The organism is Actinomyces sp. oral taxon 169 (assembly GCF_013394715.1).
Classification (GTDB): domain Bacteria; phylum Actinomycetota; class Actinomycetes; order Actinomycetales; family Actinomycetaceae; genus Actinomyces.
The window spans coordinates 95,042-114,898 of sequence record NZ_CP058259.1; the positions used below are offsets into that span (position 1 = coordinate 95,042).

A 19,857-nucleotide genomic window follows, 5' to 3' on the forward strand; every position below is an offset into this window, starting at 1 on the left:
GCGCTGTCGGGTGGGAGTGAGCCGCTCACGAGCGCTGCGGAGCATTGATCCGTGTCAGGTGGGTCGATAGCCTTGGAACCCCAGCGATTCAAGGAGGACTCATGGGATTGGGATGGTTCGGCGCCCCCGAGCACAAGCGTTGGCTGGCCTACGAGACGCACGCGCTGCTGCACTACGCGCGCGCCGCGAAGGTGCCCACTGGATTCGGGTGGCTCGGTCAGGACGGCGAGGTGGACCCCGCCCATCCGATCGAGCTGTGGATCACCGGCCGCATGACCTTCGCCTTCTCCCTGGGGGCGCTCATGGGGATCCCCGGCTGTCGCCGCTACGCCGACCACGGCGTGCGCGCCCTCAACGGTCCTCTGCGCGACCCAGTCAACGGTGGCTGGTACTCGGCGATCGGCCCCGAGCCCGACGCCGAGGGGCGGGGCGTCCCGGTGGACCGCGCCGCCCGCAAGGAGTGCTACCAGCACGCCTTCGTGCTCCTGGCTGCGGCCACCGCGACGGCCGCCGACCGGCCCGGCGGCCACGAGCTGCTGCGCGACGCCATCGAGGTCCAGGACCGCTACTGGTGGGACGAGGACCAGCAGATGCCGGTGGAGTCCTACGCGGCCGACTTCACCGACTCTGAGGACTACCGGGGCATCAACGCCGCCATGCACACGGTGGAGGCCTACCTGGCCACTGCCGACGTCACCGGCGAGGTGCGCTGGCTGGAGCGGGCCCTGAAGGTCGCCGACTTCGCCGTCAACGTCCAGGCCCGCGAGCACGGCTGGCGCCTGCCCGAGCACTACTCCACCTCCTGGGAGCCGCGCCTGGACTACAACCGCGACGAGCCCGCCCACCCCTTCCGGCCCTACGGCGTCACGCCGGGCCACGGGCTGGAGTGGGCGCGCCTGACCGTACAGCTGCGTGGGGCGCTCATCAACCGCTCCATGAGCGCGCCGGAGTGGATGCTGGAGGCGGCCGAGCACCTCTTCGACCAGGCCCGCACCGACGGCTGGCGCGTCGACGGCGCCCCGGGCTTCGTCTACACCACGGACTTCGACGGCAAACCCGTGGTGCATGAGCGCATGCACTGGGTGGTCTGCGAGGGCATCTCGGCGTCGGCCGCCATCCGCCAGGCCCTGCTCGATGACGGTCGTGGGGAGATCGACGTCGAGCACTACGAGCACTGCTACCGGGCCTGGATCGACTACGCCGAGGAGTTCCTCATTGAGGCGCCCGGCGTGTGGACCCATGAGCTTGACCGCGACAACCGGCCCTCGACCCGCACCTGGGCGGGGCACCCGGACATCTACCACGCTCTGCAGGCCACCCTCATGGCGCGCCTGCCGGTGTGGCCGGCGATCGGGCAGGCCCTGGCCGAGGGGCGGCTCGACGAACCGAACTCCCTGCTACTGGCGCGCGCCAGCAAGCCGCACCGGCGTGGGTTCTTCGGGCGGGCCTAGGGGCTGGGGCCGGGCAGTGGGCCGGGGCGGGCCGCCGAGCCGCGCGTTCGTAGGGTAGGTCGCGCGGTTGTGCCCTAAACCCTCTGTGTTGTCTCATGGCTTCTGAGAGTTTCGGATGTCATGACATCTGAGACACCGGTGGGGTGCGTCTTCCGGATGGGAGAGCTGCTGCTTCAGTCTGCCGGAGGGGGCTCCCTCGGTCACTGTGGTGGCTTACAGCGTCGTCTGGATGCACTGCACGAGGGGTGGGTGCTACTGGACGAGGGTTGGGGGTACTGGAGGTAGGTGGGGCCTTCGTGCAGTACGCACAACCCTTGGCCAGTGGATCCCGACCCTCGTGGAGCAGGCCGACTCAAGGCAAAGCCGGCGTCGGGTCATAGCCTCCCGGCCCTCTGCGCAAGCGGCGAGCAGGGGACGGTGGGGGCGGACCTGTGACGGACGCGCCGGTCCGTGCCGTAAGGACCCCGGACTCGCTCCTGCGCGGCCTGGTGTCCACAGTGCTGACATCAACGGGCCCTGCGTCAAAGCACCCAGCGGAGATCGTTGGAATTCTGCGGTTCTTTTTCGTTGTGCGGCGCCGGTGCGCCTGTGATGTCAGCACCTTGGACACCCACACCCCGTCATGTCTCGCCCCTGGGCCGCCCTCGCCTCCAGGACCACCGGCCTGCCCCGGGTTCCTGCCCGAGCGAGTGTCTCAGAAGTCATGACACTCACATGTCTCAGAAGTGAGGAGACAGCACAGTGCCCTAAACCCTCGATCCCGAGACATAAGGCACGACCGCGCCGTCGGCGACAGGTGGGCTCGGGCCGCTGGGCTCGCGGTGACCGCGGGCCCGCCGGGATGGTAAGGTCTGTGCCTGTCGCGCCCGGTGGGTGCGGCCTGGAGAGGTGACAGAGCGGCCGAATGTGGCGGTCTTGAAAACCGCTGTGCGCCTGGCGCACCGGGGGTTCGAATCCCTCCCTCTCCGCTCAAGTATTGCAATACCAACTTAAACTCACCGAGATGTTATGAGTCAGGTGAGTTTGGTTGCGTTCTCGTTGTTGATGCTCCCGGTGATCGCCTAGTGCAACCTGATGATTCTCCAGCCCGAGAGCCAGTCCCGCATCGTTCCGACGCTGCGGTCAACATCTCAGCAATGGCATCTACGTCAATAGTGGGAGAGTTGGGGAGCGGCCTCGACCTTAATGTGGTGACGACACCGTGACGACCAAGAGAGATACCTTCCGCGATACCGAACTTACGAACGGGGGAACATGACGGAAAACTCCCTAGCCATAACAGTCAGCGCTCGGCAGTGGATCGGGTTGTGTGCGTTGGCTGGTGGGTACTTCATTGCTCTCCTTGATCTGACAATTATTAACCTCGCAGTTCCCTCGCTGACACGGGACTTGGGAGCGTCCACAACCCAGGTGTTCTGGGCGGTCAACAGCTACGGTCTCGTTCTCGCACTGGCGATCATCCCGTCAGGTCGCTTAGGTGACCGATTCGGGCACCGACGCCTCTTCCTCTTGGGGACGATCATTTTGGCAACTGCCAGCCTCGCCTGCGGTGTTGCGACCTCTCCGTTCATCTTGATCGCCAGCCGGTTCCTTCAGGGAGTCGGTGCGGGCATGCTGGTACCGCAGACTCTCACGCTCATCGGCGTCACCTTCCCTGAAAATACCCGTGGGCGCGCAGTCGGCGTCTGGGGATCAATTGCAGGAACTGCGTCCGTCATCGGCCCTCTGCCGGTGGAGTATTGATTGATGGTCTTAGCTGGCGCTGGGTCTTCCTCGTCAACCTTCCGATTGCGATTCTCGTCGTGGTTCTGGGTCTGCGAAGTCTTCCGATCGAAGTGGTCCGGTCCGTGAGAGTTGATTTCATGGGCACCTTTCTTGTGGGCATCGGCCTTGTGGCACTTCTCTATGGGTGTCTGCAAGGTCCCCATGCGGGCTGGGACCCGCTGACCGTTGCTTGCTTGCCGTTCGCTGTGTTCTGCCTGTTTGCGTTCTTCCGGTATGAGCGCCGTGTGGATCCGGCGCACGCAGTTTTTCCACGGTCTCTTCGCGAGAATCCACGGTTCCTTGTTGCCGCTTTGTTCGGCCTTTTTGCCGCCCTTGGCGTGTTCGCCTTGACGTTTCTCGTATCGAACTACATCCAGTCCGTGATGGGGCAAACGGCGTTCTGGGCGGGGGCTGCTCTTGCGCCAGCGTCGATTGCGTCCGTGGTCACAGCACCTATTGCGGGCCGCTGGGTTGATGAAGGGAAGGCCCGCCTCGTCCTACAGATCGGCTTCGGGGCCTCTGCGATGGGAACCGCCCTGAGCATGCTGATTACCGCTACTGGGGTTTCTTGGATGTGGTTCCTGGGTGCGACGATCGTTTTCGGCATCGGAAATGGCTTCTTAATGGCGCCACTGACGACAGTAGGTATGGCCGCACTGAGGAGTGACGAGTTCGGTGCTGCGTCCTCTCTCCTCAACGTCCTTCGCCAAGCAGGTCCCGTGCTAGGGGGAGCTGTTGTCGGGCTCTTGATACAGGTGCTCGCTGCCGCGCCTACCGAGTTCGACCCGCTGGGGCTATCGAGGTCGACCGTTGCGTGGGTGCTGAGTGTTCCATTGCTGCTGTTTTTTGTCGGACTCTTTGTGTATTCGCTCGTTCCGAGGTCGCTGGTGTCGGCAATGGACTGAGATGGTTTCACATCGGAGTGCTGCCAAGGTTTTACTTGCGCTCGGGATCGGTCACCCACGTGGCTCTCGGCGTCCTCTGGGCGCAATGCACGAGGGTTGGGTGCTACTGGGAGGGGTGGGTGCACTCCACGAGGTGCGGGGGTTCGTGCAGTATGCACAACTCCTGGCCAGTAGCCCCCGAAGCTCGTGGAGTAGCCGGCCGGGACATGGTCGACTGTACCTGTGGGGAGGTGATGGGCGGGGCGCCAAGGGCCTCGAATCAGACGAAGTTTGAGGTATCGGTGGCACACACGCGCAGACGGTGCCCATCAGGGTCGGCTGCCACAAAGGTGTAGCCGAACTCGAGGACGGTAGGCTCCAAAACCATCGGAATGCCCAGTGCCTTCCACTGTGCGTGAAGACGATCGACGTCGGCACGCTCGACGTTGCTGAGACTCAGTTCGGTCCCGCCTACGTACGGCTCAGCAGTCGGATCAATCTCATCAGCTGCCTGCAGGCCGAGAGTGACGTCGTCGGACAATGCGAAGACGCTGAATCCTGGATAGGTCTTGATCGGTCCATGACCGAGAATTTCACGGTAGAAGGTGGTACTCGCCTCGACGTCGGAGACGTAGAGGATGACGCTGTTGGGAACGAAGGACGTCATGGTGATGCTCCTGAGACTCTCATGGGTATACAAGGTGGGCGGACAGCATCGAGGTTAGAGAGCATTGGTGACACCTTGTGTCATGTACGTGCGAGGATGAGTCGGTGCGTGCTGACCGCTTACTGTCCATGATCTGGCTGCTGCGCACCCATGGTCGTCTGTCTGCCTCAGACCTGGCACAGCGGCTGGAGGTCTCACGGCGCACTGTGCTGCGGGACGTTGAGGCGCTGTCGACTGCTGGAGTGCCGGTATGGTGCGAGCGGGGACCTCATGGGGGAGTAAGAATCGACCCCGACTTTCGCATTGATGTGACGGGACTTAACCGTGAGGAGAGCCGGGCTCTCTTCGTCGGTCTCACCAGCTGGGGTGCTGCGCCACTGGGCCTTGGCGATGCCCTCGCCTCCGCGTCTCGCAAACTACTCGCCGCCGTCCCCGACAGCCATCGAAGCCGGTCCGTGAGGATTGCCTCGCGCGTTGTGGTCGATCCTCAAGGATGGCTTCCCCTGCCCGAGAGCGAGCGAGCCGACGCCGTATTCCATGCCGTTCAGGAAGCGGTCTTGACGCGTCATCGACTGCGTATGGTCTTCCGTCACAAGTCGAGGACGACGACGCAGGACGTCGTCGATCCGCACGGAATAGTTGCCGCTGGTCGCAGCTGGTACCTGTGTGCCTCACACAGCGCTGAGGTTCGCTTCACCAGGCTTTCTCGGATCGAAGAGGCCGATGTGCTCTCTGAGGAGTGTGCTGACGACTCCGGCTTCGACATGGCTGTGGCATGGCAGAAGCAGCGTGAAGAGTTTCTCGATAGGTTCGAGGCGATCACAGCCACTGTCTGGGTGCGGGACGAGCGTTGGAGCGATGTGCAGGAGTGGACGTTGCGCGCAACGACGACCGATGCAGAGGGTGAACCTCCTGGAGATGGCGGATGGACCTGTCTCCAGCTGGAGTTCATGGACCACTTGCATGCCATGACGATTCTGCTTCGGCTCGGTCCGGATGCATGCGTCATCACCCCCAAGCGCCTGCGTCAGGACCTCCTTGACTACGTGGACCTCATGCGTGAGCGGTACCGTGCCGATGGAAACTGATGGCGTGCGGCTGAGGCAGCGTGCTCGCACGTGCTCCGACGGCGAGGAGTGCCAGCTAACTACGCGGTCCGCCGCATGCCCTCTCGGTGCTGCCGCCCCGGACTCACAGGCGCTTGAGGGCCTCGCGTCGGCTGAGTGGGGACAGGCCCGGATGCGCTTGGACGAAGGCGCGCACCCAGTCGCCGTCCGTGCGCGCATAGTCGCGCAGCGCCCAGCCGATGGCCTTGCGGATGAAGAACTCCGGGTCCTCCTGGTTGACTTCGATGACGGTGGTGAGCAGGTCGAGGTCCGTGTCGGCCTTGTGCTGGAGCTGGTAGAGGATGGCGCTGCGCCGCACCCACATGTCCGGGTCGGTGGCCCACACGCGCATGCGGGCGGCCGCAGCCGGATGCTCACGCACCACCAGCCCGACGGCGTGGGAGGTCTCATCGACCAGATCCCACCACTGCCCCGTGCGCAGAAAGTGCTCATAGAGCGCCAGGGACTCCATGCGTCCAGCATGCGAGGCGGAGAGCTTGGCGCGGATGACGGCCAGCGCCGCATAGCGCTCCTCCCGGTGAGCCGCCCCGTCCCACAGGCGCCGCAGCGCCGCCTCCCAGGTGGCGGCCTCAGTCCACACATCGCTGTGGGCGGTGGCGATCTGTTGCGCAAGGCGCCGCGTGTCCGGGACCCCGACGCCGTACATCGCCATCTCGGACTTCAGGTACGCCCGCTGCTGCTCGGCGCGGGCGGGGTCGCCCGCCTCCTCCAGGGCCTGACGCAGATCGGTGATGAACTCCGCGACCCTCGCATCCGTCTGCCTGTTCGCCACCATCCTCGTTCCTCCTCGCCTCGCAACGCGCTTCCACAGACATATCACTGACATGATGGCCCCGGCGGTGCCGGCACGCGAGGCCTGGAAACCCGCGGCCCCGACCCGTGAACGAGGGCCCCAGGACACCTGCGCGGCCGGCGGTCACAGCGCTTCCTGCCGAGGCGCCTGCACCGTGTCTTCGGCGGTTTGCTCACGCGGCATCCTCCCGGTAGGCTGCCCGTGCGTCCTGCGGCGGAGCCGTGGGAAGGCGATGGAGATGTCGCATAGTGGCCTAGTGCGCCTCCCTGCTAAGGAGGTTGGGGTGGAAGCCCCTCGGGAGTTCGAATCTCCCCATCTCCGCCACAGCGAGAGCCCCGGTGCGCAGCAGCGTGCCGGGGCTTCGTTGTTGCCGGAGCACTCGTTGTGGCCGCCGCCGCAACTCCCCGACGGATTGCCGGGCTCTCGAGCCGGCCCGACGCTCAGGGCGTTCGCCTCTGGCCGATCGGGGTGCCTGTGTGTCTTCCGGCGCGGATCCGGGATAGCGTGATGCTGTACTCGACTGAGAGGGACCTCATGTCTGACCACGACGCAACCCAGCCGCCGACCTCCGGCTCGCCCCGCCCCAATCAGGGCGACGAGTTCAACGCCCGGACCGTCCTCATCAACCAGGACATGCTCGACGCCGCGCGCGCCGAGCAGCAGGCTCCGGGGCAGGCGCCCGGTGCCGTCCCTGGTGCGGCTCCCGGCGCTCAGGCCGGATCGTGGCGCCCGGCGCAGCCCGACCTGCCCACCGGGCCGCCCCCTGAGGAGCAGACGCGCGCCTTCTCCACAGGAGCCGCGCAGGCGGCCGCTCAGCCCGGTGCGGCGCCCGCCGACCCCTACATCCAGGCCAACCCTTACGCCCAGCAGGGCGGGCTCGGCCAGACCGGCCAGCCGAGTCAGCCCGGCCGACCCGATCCGGCCGCTGCCGGCGGATTCGGGGGCGCCCAGCCCGGTGCGGCGCCTGCCGACCCCTACATCCAGGCCAACCCTTACGCCCAGCAGAGCGGGCTCGGCCAGACCGGCCAGCCCAGCCAGCCGGCGCAGCCCGCCTGGGGTGGTTCCACCGCCGCCGACGGCGCCGCACCCGCGTCGTCGCCCTTCGCCCAGTCCGCCCCCGGCATCCCCTCGGCTCCGGGCACGTCTTCGGCCCCCGCTGCCGGTGCGGCTCCAGGCGCCGAGACGAGTCAGGAGACCCCGCGCTGGCCGGGTCGGCAGCCGCAGGCCCAGACGGCGGGCCTGCAGGACCAGCAGCCCTTCGCTCAGCAGCAGCCCGCCTCGCACTCGCACCCCTTCAGTGGGGGACATCAGGAGGGCGAGGTCGGCATGTCCTCGGTCTTCCCCACGGCGACCGCGCGCGCTGAGGCTGAGCAGGCCACGGAGGCCTTCGTCCCCGCTGCGACTCAGGCGGTCGCCCAGTCCGCGCCGTCGTCGTCCTCAGCCTTCCCGTCGCAGAGCTCGGCGCCCCAGTGGGGCTCGGCCCCCTCCTCCGACGCCGCGGCCGGGCAGGCCCCATCCTTCTCCGACATGGTTCCTCCCGCGGCGGGCTCGCCATTCGAGCGGCCGGCAGAAGGGGGCGCGCTGGCAGTGGCGCGTTCCGAGGAGGCCGAGACCGCGGACTCGGTGGGCAGCTGGATGCTGACGATCCTGCTGGCCGGTATTCCGTTGCTCGGGTTGGCCTATGTGCTGTACCTCGCCTTCGGCAGCGGCCGCTCGGCCAGTAAGAAGAACTGGGCCAGGGCCACTCTCGTCTGGGGGATCATTGGCTCCGTTCTGGTCCTCGTGCTCTACGCGGCGCTGGGTGCCTCGGTGCTGGGGATGGTCCCCTCCAACGCAGGATGAGCGGCCCGCTGCGCGCGGTGTGAGCACCGCTGCCGTTACAGCACACAGGGCCGGAGTCCCGCCAACGACGGGACTTCGGCCCTGTGCCCATCCTCACGGGGACAGGATTTGTCCCCTGGGTGGACGCTGAGTAATGTTCTTCCCGTCGGCAACGACATGCGCCTGTAGCTCAACGGATAGAGCATCTGACTACGGATCAGAAGGTTGGGGGTTCGAATCCCTTCGGGCGCACCAACACCCCGTCATCGGCTGAACAGTCGGAGCCGGGGTGTTTTCCATGTCTGGGACTCCCCGGCTCCGACGGCGCGGCTCAGCGGAGTCACTGCTGAATCTTCGCGTCAGCCTTTCTCACCACCTCCTGCCTGGGGCTCCGGGTCCGCCGCGCAGACCTCCCCGTCTGAAGGAAGCGTCCCGTTGACGAGGAAGTCGCTCACCTTCGCGCTCGTGCAGGCATTGCGACCGGTAGCGCCATGACCGTACATATCGACGCTCAGCAGATGGCTGTTGCGGATCCTCGACACCAGTGCATGGGACCACGGGTAGGGCGTGTACGGATCGTGCAGGATACCGACGACGAGCACCGGGTTCGTGGCTTCGACGTCGACGTCGACCGCCTTGGTCTTACTGGTGTGCCCCCAGCCGTGGCAGAACGCGTCGTACTGGGGTAGCAGACTGTGGAAAACCGGGTAGTCGTGGTGGTAGGAGGCCAGTGCCGTATCCCAGCTCGCCTCGTTCCCGGTGTCGGGGAAGTCGAGGCACCGGTTGGCCGAGAAGACCTTGAGGCCCCGGAGCTGCTCGACCACCTGCTTCTCGGTCGTGGGAGGTGCGCTATTGCCGGAGACGGACTCGGCGTTCGTCTTCAGAATGGTGCCGTCGTGCGCATTCATGGCCTGGCTCAGTCCCTCGGTGAGCAGCGGCCACTTATCAGGAGAGGCGGTGACGAGTGCTTTGATCGCGTCAACGGCCTTGGTCCGATCCAAGGACGTTCCGGATCCGGAGACTGTCAGCGGGTTGGCGTCCAGACCATCGAGGAAGGCCGCGAGCTGGGCGACCGCCTCATCCGTTGTCCCGCTCAGGGGGAACCCCGCCTGGCCCTGCTGGGACTCGATATAGGTGCGCAGTGACTGCTCCCAAGCCGCCGCGTCACCCTCTAACGCCCCCTGTCGTGACAGAGTGGGGTCCATGGCGCTGTCCAGGACGACGCGTCCGATGTTGTCGGGGAAGAGCTCGGTGTAGACGGCGCCCAGGTAGGTGCCGTAGGAGTGGCCGAGGTAGTTGAGGTCCTTGTCTCCCACCAGTGCCCGCATGACATCCATGTCGCGGGCCACCGAACGGGTATCCATATGATCGAGGATCTCGGGGACCTCCGTGTGCTCCTCGCAGGCCGCGGCCTTGTGTGAGCCCTGGGCGACGATGTCGGCGGCACTGCCCGGCGTCGAGAGGGAGGGCATCTCCGCCTGCCCGGCCAGAATCGCCTGGACGTCCTCGGGGGTCCAGCAGGTGATGGGGGTGGACTGGCCGACGCCGCGAGGGTCGAAGCCGATGACGTCGTAGTTCGCCAGGACCTCGGACAGATCGCCGCTCTTGTAGAGCTCGGCCTGCGACTCGATGGCGGAGATACCGCTTCCCCCGGGGCCGCCGGGGTTGAGGAACACCGAGCCCCGAGGGGAGGAACTCGTCGAGGACAGCTTCTTGAGGGCCACCGTAATGGTCTGCCCCTGCGGGTTGTCATAGTCCAGGGGCACGGTCACGGTGGCGCACTGGAAGGCGGTCCCGGTGGCGTCGTCGGTGCAGTCGGTCCAGGTGAGGTCCTGGTTGTAAAAGGACTCCAGACCCTTGGGGACGTCCGCCCCTGTGGACCCGGTGGATCCCGTGGAACCGTTTGAGCTGTTGCTGCCGGTGGCCCGAGATGTGTCGGCGTTGCTGTTCGAGTTCGTACTGCTGTCCAGCACGACGCCGGCCTCATGGGAGCCCGGCGCGGGCGGGCTGGCGGCGGCTGCGATATTCGCACCGAGCATGCTGCAGGCGGTGAGCGTGCCGAGCAGGGTGAGGACGGTGAGGGTAGAGCTGGCGTGCGGTGGTGAGGTGGTTCGTAGGCGTCTCATAGTAACGAGCATTGTCCTTCCACAGCCCGATGGCCCCCGCCTGAAGCACAGCACTGCCTGTCCTCATGGACAGTTCGGGTTTCGAACGAACTCTCAGACGCCGGCGGCCTCGAATGCCTGGGCCAGGTCCGCGATGAGGTCGTCGACGTGCTCGATGCCGACGCTCAGGCGCATGAGCCGGTCGGTCAGCCCGTAGGAGGCACGCACCTCGACGGGAACGTCCGCGTGCGTCTGCACCGACGGGCACGTCACCAGCGACTCCACGCCGCCCAGGGACTCGGCGAAGGTGAACACCCGCACCGAGGCCAGGAAGCGGGCCACGTCCACCGACTCGGCCAGATCGAAGCTCACCATGCCCGAGTGCCCCGGGTAGAGCACCCGCGTCACGTAAGGGCTCGAGCGCAGGAACTGCGCGATCGCGGTGGCGTTGGCCTCGTGACGCTCCATGCGCAGCGCCAGGGTCTTGAGGCCGCGCAGCAGCAGGAAGCAGTCGAAGGGACCCAGCGTCGCCCCGGTCGTGTTGAGCCGGTAGTTCAGCTGCTCGGCCAGGGCGTCGTCGGCCACCACGGCCACGCCCGCCATGACGTCGTTGTGTCCGCCCAGGTACTTCGTGCCCGAGTGGACGACGACGTCGGCCCCCAGCTCCAGGGGCCGCTGCACCACCGGGGTGTAGAAGGTGTTGTCCACGACCAGCTTCGCCCCGGCGGCGTGGGCCAGCTCGGCCGCCTCGGGGATCGAGATCTCCTCCATCATCGGGTTCGTGGGGGTCTCGATGATGACCAGGTCGGCCGGGTCGGCCAATGCTCCGCGCAGGCCTTCCAGGCCCAGGACGAAGTCGACGCGCGCCGCCCCCTCCTCGGCCAGGACCTCCAGGAAGCGGAAGGAGCCGCCGTACAGGTCGCGCAGCGCCACGATCCGGCTGCCGTGCGGCGCCAGCGTGCGGGTCACCAGCTCCAGGGCCGCCATCCCCGAGGACAGGGCGAAGGCCGCCGTCCCGCCCTCCAGGCGGGCCAGGGCGTCCTGGAGGACGTCGCGGGTGGGGCTGGCCGTGCGCGTGTAGTCGTAGCCCGTCGACTCGCCCAGGCCCGGGTGGCCGTAGGCGGTCGACAGGTGGATCGGCGTCGTGATCGCACCCGTGGCCGGGTCGGTCCCGGTGCCCGAGCGCACCAGCAGCGTCTCCAGGCGGAGCTGTGGGTCCGGGGCCGACGACGTCGGGTGATGGTGGACGGGGAAGGTGCGGGCGGCCGGCGGCTGGGAACACTCGGTCTGAGCGGTGGGCTGGGGTGCGGACGGACTGGTCATGAGTGGTTTCTCCTCATGGGCGGGGGCGGCGGGAAGACATGATGGCTGACGGTCGACGGCGGTGCAGCCGGTGACCGGTGACTGGACGCCTGCGGGCCGGCACCTGTGGTGCGGCCCGGCGAGCCGACTCAGGCCGACAGGGCGGTGGGGCCCTGCCCGGCCCGTTCGGCGGCGCGGGCGGTCACGGCGGCCACCGCCGCCTCCAACCGGTCCAGGGCGGCGTCGAGGGTGGCGCGGGGGCAGGCGACGTTGATGCGGGTGAAGCCCTCACCGCCGGTCCCGAAGATCCGGCCGTCGTCGAGCCAGAGCCCGGCCTCGTTGAGCATGACCTCGTCGAGCCGCTCGGGCTCGAGCCCGGCGGCCTTCAGGAATCCCGAGCAGTCCAGCCACAGCAGGTAGGTGCCCTCACAGGGGGCGGCCTCGATCCCCTCGATCCGCTCCAGGCGCGCCTCGACATGGGCGCGGGCGGCCGCGATGTGCTCGCGCAGGGCATCCAGCCAGGCGTCCCCACTCTCGTAGGCAGCCCGGCAGGCCGTCAGGCCCAGGGTATTGGGCTGGGAGTAGCCGGTGGTGGCCAGCTCGCGGCGGAAGGTCCTGCGCAGGTGGGCATCGGAGATGAGGATGTTGGCGACCTGCAGACCGGCGAGGTTAAAGGACTTCGACGGTGAGGTGCAGGTGATCGTGTGGGCGGCGGCCGCCTCGCTCAGGGAGGCGAAGGGCGTCGTCGCGAAACCCGGCAGGGCCAGGTCCGCGTGAATCTCGTCGGCCACGACGACGACGCCATGGCGGGCCGTGACCTCCTCCAGCGCGGCGAGCTCCTCCCGGCTCCAGACCCGGCCCACCGGGTTGTGCGGGTTGCACAGGAGCAGCAGGCGCGCACCGGTCGCCTCGATGGTCTCCTCCAGGGCGGCCAGGTCACGGCGATAGACGCCGTCGGCGTCACGCACGAGGGAGACGGCGGCCACGGTGCGCCCGTTGACCTCGACGACGTCGCGGAAGGGGTAGTAGACGGGCTCCTCGATGAGGACCGCCTCGCCCGGCGCGGTCAGGGCCCGTACCGCCAGGGCCAGGGCCGGGACGACGCCGGGAGTCACAGTGTTCCACTCGGCCTCCACCTGCCAGCCGTAGCGGCGGGAGAACCAGCCGGTCAGGGCTGTCCGATAGGCCTCGTCGGGCTCGGAGTAGCCGAAGATGCCGTGGCGGGTGCGCCACAGCAGGGCGCTGGTGACTGCCGGCGCGGTGGCGTGGTCCATGTCCGCCACCCACAGGGGCAGCACATCCTCGGGGCGGCCGCGCTTGACGGCGGAGTCCCACTTGAGGCTGGCCGTGCCGCGGCGGTCGGGGACCGCGTCGAAGACGGCCGGGTCGACGGCGGGGGCGGTGAAGAAGGATGCTGCAGGGGAGGAGGCGGTCGGCGCGTGGGGGGCCGTGAGGTCGGGGCGGGCCGGACAGGCGGAGTCGGTGGAGTCGGCCGAGCCGGAGACGGGGGTGAGGTGGGTGTGCATGGCTGGAGGTCCTCTCGGGTGCCCTGGCGGCGGTGACGCGCGAGAGCGCAAGGCGCTGCTGCGGCGTCGGGCTCAGGGGGGCCGGCGCGCGGGCCGGCCGAGGTGGCGGTTTGCTGGAGGGATGAACACGGGGGCTGTCGGGCCTCCGCGGAGTGCGACGAGCCGGTCTCAGGCGGCTCGGACTCTCACCGTTACGTGTCAGACAGCGACGGCTGGCGCTGTCAGCGCATGCACATTCGACCCTCGCCAAGGGTGCGCACCATCATCGCGCGGGCCTGGGGCGAAAGAGTCGTCATGGCTGTGAGCATAGCGGGAGCGCCGCCGCCGGCGCCACCCGGCTGGTCGGCTCCGTGATCTCGCCCCGCCGGGAGACGTGCACCAGGGCGGGGAGTGTCACCCATAGCCATATTTCTACCGATTAATAACAGTAGGGTTCATGGTGGCCGTGCCGTCTTGGCAGGTTCACGGCCACCGCCGCGGCCATCACCCAGTGGATGCGGCCCGGGGGAGGGGCCTCCCTCCTTCGGCATCACCGACACAGCAACTGACACAGCAAGGAGCTGTCCATCCCATGACCCAGAAACCTGACCATCCGATGACCCTGGATCCGCCTCATCCTTCGGCCCACCCTGTACGCAGCCGGGGTATCACCCGACGCAGCATGCTCAAGGGGGCGGGCGGGGCCGCGGCCCTCGCTGCCGTGGGCGCCGGTGCGTCCGTGGCCGGCGCGGCCCCCGCTCAGGCTGCGGGCCTGAGCGTCGTCGAGCACCAGGACGGCGGCCGCATGCAGTTCTACCGGTTCTCCACGCCATCCATCAGCTCGAATCCGGCCGTCAACGTGCTGCTGCCCGACGGATACGACCCCGCACGCCGCTACCCGGTGCTCTACCTCCTTCACGGAGGAGGTATCGGGGAGAACTGCACGGCCTTCGACAAAATGGGTATTCGTGATGTGACTGTGGGCCGCGAGCTCATCGTCGTCATGCCCGACGGCGGGACTGCCGGCTGGTACTCCAACCCGGTCTCCTCGAACGTCGGCCCTCGGAACTGGGAGAGCTTCCACATGAGCGAGCTCATCCCCTGGGTGGACGCCACCTTCAGCACCATCGCGGAGTTCTCCGGGCGCGCCGTCTCCGGCTTCTCCATGGGAGGTTTCGGGGCCCTGAAGTACACGGCCAAGTACTACGGGCACTTCGCCTCCGTCTCCAGCCACTCGGGACCCGCCGACCTGCGCGGGCCCGACGGCCAGAAGATCACCCACTGGGCGAATCTGACCTCGATGGCCGAGCTCGGGGGCGGCATGGTCTACGGGGCACCCTGGGCCGAGGCGCGCGTGAGCGCCGACAACCCGATGGAGAATGTCGAGAGATATCGGGGTAAGCGCATCTTCCTCGTCTCCGGGACGAGTTTTATCGACTCGAACGAGAAACGGGTTCTGCCGACGCAGAGGAACTTCGGGAGGGCGCTGGAGGCCGCCGGTATTCCTCACGAGCGCTACGAGGAAGCGGGCGGTCACTTCGTGCGCCGTGAGCGGCTGCAGCAGGACATCGACGGTGTCATCGCTCATCTGACCAAGGCTGGTTGAGGGCTTTCCTGTTCGCTCTACGGCCTGACCGTGGAGCCGGCGTGACCGGTCAAGAGCTCGGCGTCGAGAACCGTGAAGTCAGCGGTTCCCGACGCCGAGCTCGGACGTGCCCCTCGGTCGGCTGGTCAACCGGCGCGGCGCAGCCGCAGGGAGTTGGTGACCACGATGACGCTGGAGGCGGCCATGGCGGCCCCGGCGATCATCGGGTTGAGCAGCCCGGCGGCAGCCAGCGGGATCGCGGCCACGTTGTAGGCGAAGGCCCAGAACAGGTTCTGGCGGATGATCCGCAGAGTCGCCCGCGACACCCGCACCGCCGCCACCGCCGCGTCCAGGTCTGTGCGCACCAGGGTGATGTCGGCGGCCTCAATGGCCACGTCCGCCCCCGAGCCCATGGCGAATCCCAGCCCCTGCGTGCCGGCCTGGGCCAGGGCGGCGGCGTCGTTGACCCCGTCACCCACCATGCCGACCACCGCGCCCTGAGCCTGCAGGTCGGCGACGACGTCGCGCTTGTCGGCGGGCAGTACCTCGGCGCGAACGTCGGCGGCCTCGATCCCCACCTGCGCCGCCACATGCTCAGCGGCCCGGGCATTGTCCCCGGTCAGCAGCACCGGGCGGATCCCCAGCTCGCGCAGCGCCGCCACCGCCGCCCGCGAGGAGGGCCGCACCGTGTCCCGCACCACGAGAACGGCTACCGCCTTTAGTGGCTGCGTATCGGGGGCCGCAGTGCCGACATCGTCGGAGGTGTCAGCGGGGTCGGAGGCGTCAGCGGTGCTGTCCGCGGCGGCCTCGTCCGGCGCCTCGGCGTCGGTGCTCGCGCCCCCATCGGCGGCCTCGCCCACGGCCAGGACGACGGCGGTCGCCCCGGAGTCCTGGGCCTGCTCCACGGCGGCGCTGAGAGCCTCGGGAACCTCAGCGCCCATCTCGCCGGTGAGCCAGCCCGGCCGGCCCACCGCGACCCGGCGCCCCTCCACGGTGGCGGAGACGCCCCGGCCCTCGTGGTTGGAGAAGTCGGCCGGCGTCGGCAGGTCTCCCAGTCGTTCGCGGGCGGCTGCCGTGATGGCTGTGGCCACCGGGTGCTCCGAGGCGGACTCGACCGCCCCCGCCAGGCGCAGCGCCTCGTCCCCGAGCGGGCTCAGGCCCGCGGCAGCATCTGCGCCGGTACCAGCGCCGGCACCCACCTCCTGGCAGGCCTCAACCTCCAGGCTCATGCGCCCCTGGGTGACCGTGCCGGTCTTGTCCATGACCATCGTGTCCAGCGCCCGCGTCGACTCCAGCACCTCGGGGCCCTTGATGACCACGCCCAGCTGGGCGGCCCGACCCGAACCGACCAGCAGCGCCGTCGGCGTGGCCAGCCCCAGCGCGCAGGGGCAGGCGATGACGAGCACGGCCACCGCCGCGGTGAAGGCCGCCTGCGGGCTGTGCCCGGTGAGCAGCCACCCCGCCAGGGTCGCGGCCGACAGCGCCAGGACGATGGGCACGAACACCCCCGAGATCCGGTCCGCCAGGCGCTGGACGGGGGCCTTGCCCGCCTGCGCGGCCGTCACCATCCGGCCGATCCGCGCCAGCGTCGTGCCCTCGCCCACGGCCGTGGCCCGCACCAGCAGGACGCCGGAGGTGTTGACGGTCGCCCCGGTGACGGTCTGTCCCGCCTCGACCTCGGTGGGCACGGACTCCCCGGTGAGCAGTGAGGCGTCCACGGCCGAGCGGCCCTCGACGACGACGCCGTCGGCGGCCACCTTCTCACCCGGCCGCACGAGGAACAGGTCCCCGGCCGCCAGATCCTCAACACTGATGCGCTCCTCAGTGCGGGTGGCCTCCGCGCGCGGCGAGCCGTCCTCATCCAAGACGTCGACGGTGTCGCGGCTGCCCGACGGCGAGGTGAGGACGACCCGGGTCACCTCCTTGGCGCCCAGCTCCAGCAGGGCGCGCAGGGCGTCCCCGGAACGGTACTTGGCGCGCGCCTCCGCGTAGCGGCCCGCCAGGAGGAAGGTGGTTACCCAGGCGGCCGACTCGAAGTACATGTGGGCGGCATGCCCCTGGGAGCGGGGCAGCAGCTCCATGCTCATCCGCATGCCGATGTGCCCGGCCCCGCCGAGCACCAGCGCCCACAGGCTCCAGCCGGTCGCGGCGATCACCCCGAGGGATACGAGCGTGTCCATCGTGAAGGCCCCGTGGCGCAGCGCCCGGAAGGCCGCCTTGTGGAAGGGCCAGGCCCCCCAGACCGCCACCGGCAGCGCCATGAGCGCCACCGCCCACTGCCAGCCCGGCAGCTGGAGCGCCGGCACCATGGAGATCGCCATGATCGGCACCGACAGGATGAGGCAGTAGATGAGCCGCAGGCGCAGGTCGGCGGCCCGCTCCATATGCGAGGCGCCCAGAGACTTTGCCCCACTCCCGGAGGCGGAGCGGGGGGAGGTGCCGGTGGTGCCGTTCGTGCTGTTGGTGCCGGCGGGGGCGCCCGGGCGCGTGGCCGGCGCCGCAGCCATGGACAGTGTCGCGCGGCCGCCTGTGCCCTTGGTGCCGCGTCCACCCTCGGCCGAACCGGGCGTGGACGGTCCCGACGCCGGTGCTGCCGGCGTCGTTGACTCAGGCTCCCCGGCCGGTGACGCCTCCGATTGCGCCGACTCATCTGGTGAGGCGGCGTCCAGCAGGGCGCCGGTGTAGCCGGCGCGAGCGACTGTGGCCAGGAGGTCATCGACGCTCACCGCGCTCGGGGCGGTGATGCGGGCCGACTCAGTGGCGAGGTTGACCGAGGCGCTCACGCCGTCGAGCTTGTTCAGCTTCTTCTCCACCCGGGCCACGCAGCTGGCGCAGGTCATGCCCCCGATGGAGAGGTTGACGGTGCGCTGCTGCCCGCCGGATTCCTGGCTGGTCGTACTCATGGGAGCCTCCTGTGTCCGTTGTCGTCCTGTGCTGTCTGCTGGCGTCCGCTGCCGCCCGTCGGCACCCGGGCTTCGGGCGCCGACGGGGCATGTCCGGGCTCAGCGCTCGCGGTCGTCGCGCTCGACGGCGTCGAGCGTGTAGTCCCCGGCCTCGTCGATGGCCTCGGCCAGGGCGGCGTCGTCGAGGCGGATGTCGGAGAGCACGGTGACGGTGGACTGCCCGCCCTTGTTGAGCAGGACGGAGACGTCCTTGACGCCGTCGAGTGCCTCGAGCTCCTCGGTGACGTGGGCGACGCAGTGGCCGCAGGTGAGTCCGGAGACCTTGAGGGTGGTGGTGCGGTCGATACCGTCGGCGGTGAACTCAGTCATCTCTCACTCCTTGGGAAGTGTGTGCGGAAAACGGTTGGATCGGAACGGGAACCAGGTGGTTCGCCGCGAAGCGGGCCGTGACGCTCAGGACCGCACGAGCCGGGCGATGGCGTCGGAGGCCTCGCGGATCTTGGCGGTGCCCTCCTCGTCGCCGGCCTGGGCGGCGTGCAGGACGCAGTGGCTCATGTGGTCCTCCAGCAGGCCGAGGCTGACGGCCTGGAGGGCCTTGGTGGCGGCGGAGATCTGGGTGAGGACGTCGATGCAGTAGATGTCCTCCTCAACCATGCGGGAGATGCCTCGAACCTGCCCCTCGATGCGGCGCAAGCGCTTGAGGTAGTCCTCCTTGGATCCGGTGTAGCCGGCCATATCTCCTCCGTTGTCTCGGTCGGTATGGACCATACCCCTAGGGGGTAGGGGTGTCAAATACCCCTGAGGGGTAGGGGTGTCAAATACCCCTGAGGGGTATGTGGTTGCTGGTGCTCAGCCGGATGGGCGCGGATCCGGGACATGGCGTCAGGGGACGTGGGATGCTCGTGCCATGACCGCTGTTGCCCCTGTCTCCCCCGGCCCCGCCGACTCCGACGCGGCGCCCCAGATGCCAGATGACCCCGATCTCCAGCTCGCCCGGGACCCCAGGGCGGGCGCTGGGCGCCTCATGGTGCTGGCCGGCAACCGACCCGACCTGCGCGGTGTCATTGTGGACAACCCGGGCTGCTCCCCGGAGCTGCGCGCCTGGGTGAGCCGCATGGGGGGAGCCTCCGCCGGCCCCGGTGGCGGCGGGCACGGTGGGCGTGGCGGACCTGAGGCCGCGGTGGCTCGGACGGGCGGCTCTGGAGGCGTCGACGACGCGGATGATGCGGTGTCTCTGGCGCCCACGGGCTGGGAGCCCTCCGACATCGGCCTGGGTGAGGACCCCTTCGGCTCCGTCCTGGGCGACCCGCTCATGGGCTCACCGCTCTTCGACGACGACAACGGCCCGTGCCGCGAGCCCGCCGACGCCGAGGCCACCGAGCCTGCCGGTGCGACCGGTCGCGACGACAGGGTCGGGCGGCATTTGTCGTCGAGCCGGCGTACGGCCAGGCCGCACACCGCCTCCGCCCGCACCACCTCGCGCACAGCCGCGGCCCGGGTCTCGCAGACCCCCGCCCCGCCCCCGCAGCGGCCGGCAGTGACGAGGCCTGCGCCCCCGACCCCGATGCCGCCCGGACGCTTCGCACCCGCGGCGCCCTACCCGGCGCCGGGGATCGCCGGGCCCGTTGGGATCGCCGGGCCGGTCGGGGCCGCCCCGGGTCGCGTAGAGGCCGACCCCTGGGCCGTAGGAGGAGCGCCCGCCGTCGGCCTGCCGACCGCACCTCCGCCGCCCTCCGGCCTCGCAGGCGCCCCCGGCGCCTCCTTCGGGATGGGGCGCTACAACGCCCCGGCCTCCTCGCGCAGCGCCAGGAGGCCGACGTCGTCCTCGCGGTCCAGCACGAGCCCGGCCAAGGTCATCGGCTGGATCCTCTTCGTCCTGCTGTTCATCGTCATCCGGGCCCTCAACGGCTGAGACGCGAGGGGCGCGAGGGTGCGGCCCCAGGGAGTGGT

General features: G+C 68.8%; 13 protein-coding genes, 3 tRNA genes and 1 pseudogene. 9 read left to right on the forward strand and 8 right to left on the reverse strand.

From position 1 onward, the window contains the following. Positions 1 to 101 precede the first annotated feature (101 nt). From HW274_RS00385 to HW274_RS00395, 3 genes and pseudogenes are all read left to right on the forward strand, one after another. The gene (locus HW274_RS00385; RefSeq protein ID WP_075255172.1) at positions 102 to 1,451 is read left to right on the forward strand and encodes an AGE family epimerase/isomerase; all 1,350 of its coding nucleotides are present in this window, start codon (positions 102 to 104) and stop codon (positions 1,449 to 1,451) included. Between the two features lie 882 nt (positions 1,452 to 2,333). Continuing rightward, positions 2,334 to 2,419, forward strand: a tRNA-Ser gene (locus HW274_RS00390). A gap of 286 nt (positions 2,420 to 2,705) precedes the next feature. After that, positions 2,706 to 4,120 (forward strand): annotated as a pseudogene (locus HW274_RS00395) (DHA2 family efflux MFS transporter permease subunit). A 259-nt stretch (positions 4,121 to 4,379) separates the two neighbouring features. Here the strand turns inward: HW274_RS00395 and HW274_RS00400 are convergent. Next, positions 4,380 to 4,766: a VOC family protein gene (locus HW274_RS00400; RefSeq protein ID WP_185988954.1), complete on the reverse strand. Its 387-nt coding sequence runs from the start codon at positions 4,764 to 4,766 to the stop codon at positions 4,380 to 4,382. Between the two features lie 104 nt (positions 4,767 to 4,870). On the opposite strand from HW274_RS00400, the gene HW274_RS00405 reads away from it, so the two are divergent. Beyond that, entirely contained in the window at positions 4,871 to 5,854 is a 984-nt protein-coding gene (locus HW274_RS00405) for a YafY family protein (protein ID WP_185988955.1), read from the forward strand. A gap of 103 nt (positions 5,855 to 5,957) precedes the next feature. Here HW274_RS00405 and HW274_RS00410 read toward each other — a convergent pair whose 3' ends face one another. Further along, on the reverse strand, positions 5,958 to 6,668 hold the full coding sequence (locus HW274_RS00410; RefSeq protein ID WP_185988956.1) for a DNA alkylation repair protein: 711 nt from the start codon (positions 6,666 to 6,668) through the stop codon (positions 5,958 to 5,960). A gap of 252 nt (positions 6,669 to 6,920) precedes the next feature. Between HW274_RS00410 and HW274_RS00415 the strand changes: the two genes are divergently transcribed. From HW274_RS00415 to HW274_RS00425, 3 genes are all read left to right on the forward strand, one after another. Continuing rightward, positions 6,921 to 7,010 (forward strand) — tRNA-Ser (locus HW274_RS00415). A 210-nt stretch (positions 7,011 to 7,220) separates the two neighbouring features. Beyond that, the gene (locus HW274_RS00420; RefSeq protein WP_260679119.1) at positions 7,221 to 8,528 is read left to right on the forward strand and encodes a hypothetical protein; all 1,308 of its coding nucleotides are present in this window, start codon (positions 7,221 to 7,223) and stop codon (positions 8,526 to 8,528) included. A 158-nt stretch (positions 8,529 to 8,686) separates the two neighbouring features. Next, positions 8,687 to 8,762, forward strand: a tRNA-Arg gene (locus HW274_RS00425). 104 nt (positions 8,763 to 8,866) lie between these two features. On the opposite strand, the gene HW274_RS00430 is transcribed toward HW274_RS00425, so the two are convergent. From HW274_RS00430 to HW274_RS00440, 3 genes are all read right to left on the reverse strand, one after another. Continuing rightward, positions 8,867 to 10,633 (reverse strand): alpha/beta hydrolase, encoded by a 1,767-nt coding sequence (locus HW274_RS00430; protein ID WP_260679120.1) that lies wholly within the window; start codon positions 10,631 to 10,633, stop codon positions 8,867 to 8,869. A gap of 93 nt (positions 10,634 to 10,726) precedes the next feature. Beyond that, on the reverse strand, positions 10,727 to 11,935 hold the full coding sequence (locus HW274_RS00435; protein ID WP_185988959.1) for a PLP-dependent transferase: 1,209 nt from the start codon (positions 11,933 to 11,935) through the stop codon (positions 10,727 to 10,729). A gap of 128 nt (positions 11,936 to 12,063) precedes the next feature. After that, complete coding sequence (locus HW274_RS00440; RefSeq protein WP_185988960.1) at positions 12,064 to 13,440, reverse strand: MalY/PatB family protein; 1,377 nt, start codon at positions 13,438 to 13,440, stop codon at positions 12,064 to 12,066. Positions 13,441 to 14,011: 571 nt separating this feature from the next. Here HW274_RS00440 and HW274_RS00445 point away from each other — a divergent pair. After that, positions 14,012 to 15,025 carry an alpha/beta hydrolase family protein gene (locus tag HW274_RS00445; protein ID WP_081376257.1) on the forward strand — a complete coding sequence of 338 codons (1,014 nt, stop codon included), beginning with the start codon at positions 14,012 to 14,014 and terminating at the stop codon, positions 15,023 to 15,025. 125 nt (positions 15,026 to 15,150) lie between these two features. Here the strand turns inward: HW274_RS00445 and HW274_RS00450 are convergent, their stop codons facing one another. From HW274_RS00450 to HW274_RS00460, 3 genes are all read right to left on the reverse strand, one after another. Beyond that, positions 15,151 to 17,907 carry a cation-translocating P-type ATPase gene (locus HW274_RS00450; RefSeq protein WP_185988961.1) on the reverse strand — a complete coding sequence of 919 codons (2,757 nt, stop codon included), beginning with the start codon at positions 17,905 to 17,907 and terminating at the stop codon, positions 15,151 to 15,153. A 99-nt stretch (positions 17,908 to 18,006) separates the two neighbouring features. Continuing rightward, complete coding sequence (locus tag HW274_RS00455) at positions 18,007 to 18,276, reverse strand: heavy-metal-associated domain-containing protein (protein WP_009406768.1); 270 nt, start codon at positions 18,274 to 18,276, stop codon at positions 18,007 to 18,009. 84 nt (positions 18,277 to 18,360) lie between these two features. Further along, positions 18,361 to 18,642 (reverse strand): metal-sensitive transcriptional regulator, encoded by a 282-nt coding sequence (locus tag HW274_RS00460; protein ID WP_010612815.1) that lies wholly within the window; start codon positions 18,640 to 18,642, stop codon positions 18,361 to 18,363. Positions 18,643 to 18,814: 172 nt separating this feature from the next. On the opposite strand from HW274_RS00460, the gene HW274_RS00465 reads away from it, so the two are divergent. Next, complete coding sequence (locus HW274_RS00465) at positions 18,815 to 19,819, forward strand: hypothetical protein (protein ID WP_185989637.1); 1,005 nt, start codon at positions 18,815 to 18,817, stop codon at positions 19,817 to 19,819. Positions 19,820 to 19,857 lie beyond the last annotated feature (38 nt).

Bases quoted from the DNA above. Each gene is read 5' to 3' on its own strand.
- HW274_RS00465 (WP_185989637.1), top strand. From the start codon at position 18,815: ATGACCGCTGTTGCCCCTGTCTCCCCCGGCCCCGCCGACTCCGACGCG.
- HW274_RS00455 (WP_009406768.1), bottom strand. From the start codon at position 18,276: ATGACTGAGTTCACCGCCGACGGTATCGACCGCACCACCACCCTCAAG.
- HW274_RS00400 (WP_185988954.1), bottom strand. From the start codon at position 4,766: ATGACGTCCTTCGTTCCCAACAGCGTCATCCTCTACGTCTCCGACGTC.
- HW274_RS00410 (WP_185988956.1), bottom strand. From the start codon at position 6,668: ATGGTGGCGAACAGGCAGACGGATGCGAGGGTCGCGGAGTTCATCACC.
- HW274_RS00460 (WP_010612815.1), bottom strand. From the start codon at position 18,642: ATGGCCGGCTACACCGGATCCAAGGAGGACTACCTCAAGCGCTTGCGC.
- HW274_RS00440 (WP_185988960.1), bottom strand. From the start codon at position 13,440: ATGCACACCCACCTCACCCCCGTCTCCGGCTCGGCCGACTCCACCGAC.
- HW274_RS00435 (WP_185988959.1), bottom strand. From the start codon at position 11,935: ATGACCAGTCCGTCCGCACCCCAGCCCACCGCTCAGACCGAGTGTTCC.
- HW274_RS00430 (WP_260679120.1), bottom strand. From the start codon at position 10,633: ATGAGACGCCTACGAACCACCTCACCACCGCACGCCAGCTCTACCCTC.
- HW274_RS00450 (WP_185988961.1), bottom strand. From the start codon at position 17,907: ATGAGTACGACCAGCCAGGAATCCGGCGGGCAGCAGCGCACCGTCAAC.
- HW274_RS00445 (WP_081376257.1), top strand. From the start codon at position 14,012: ATGACCCAGAAACCTGACCATCCGATGACCCTGGATCCGCCTCATCCT.
- HW274_RS00420 (WP_260679119.1), top strand. From the start codon at position 7,221: ATGTCTGACCACGACGCAACCCAGCCGCCGACCTCCGGCTCGCCCCGC.
- HW274_RS00385 (WP_075255172.1), top strand. From the start codon at position 102: ATGGGATTGGGATGGTTCGGCGCCCCCGAGCACAAGCGTTGGCTGGCC.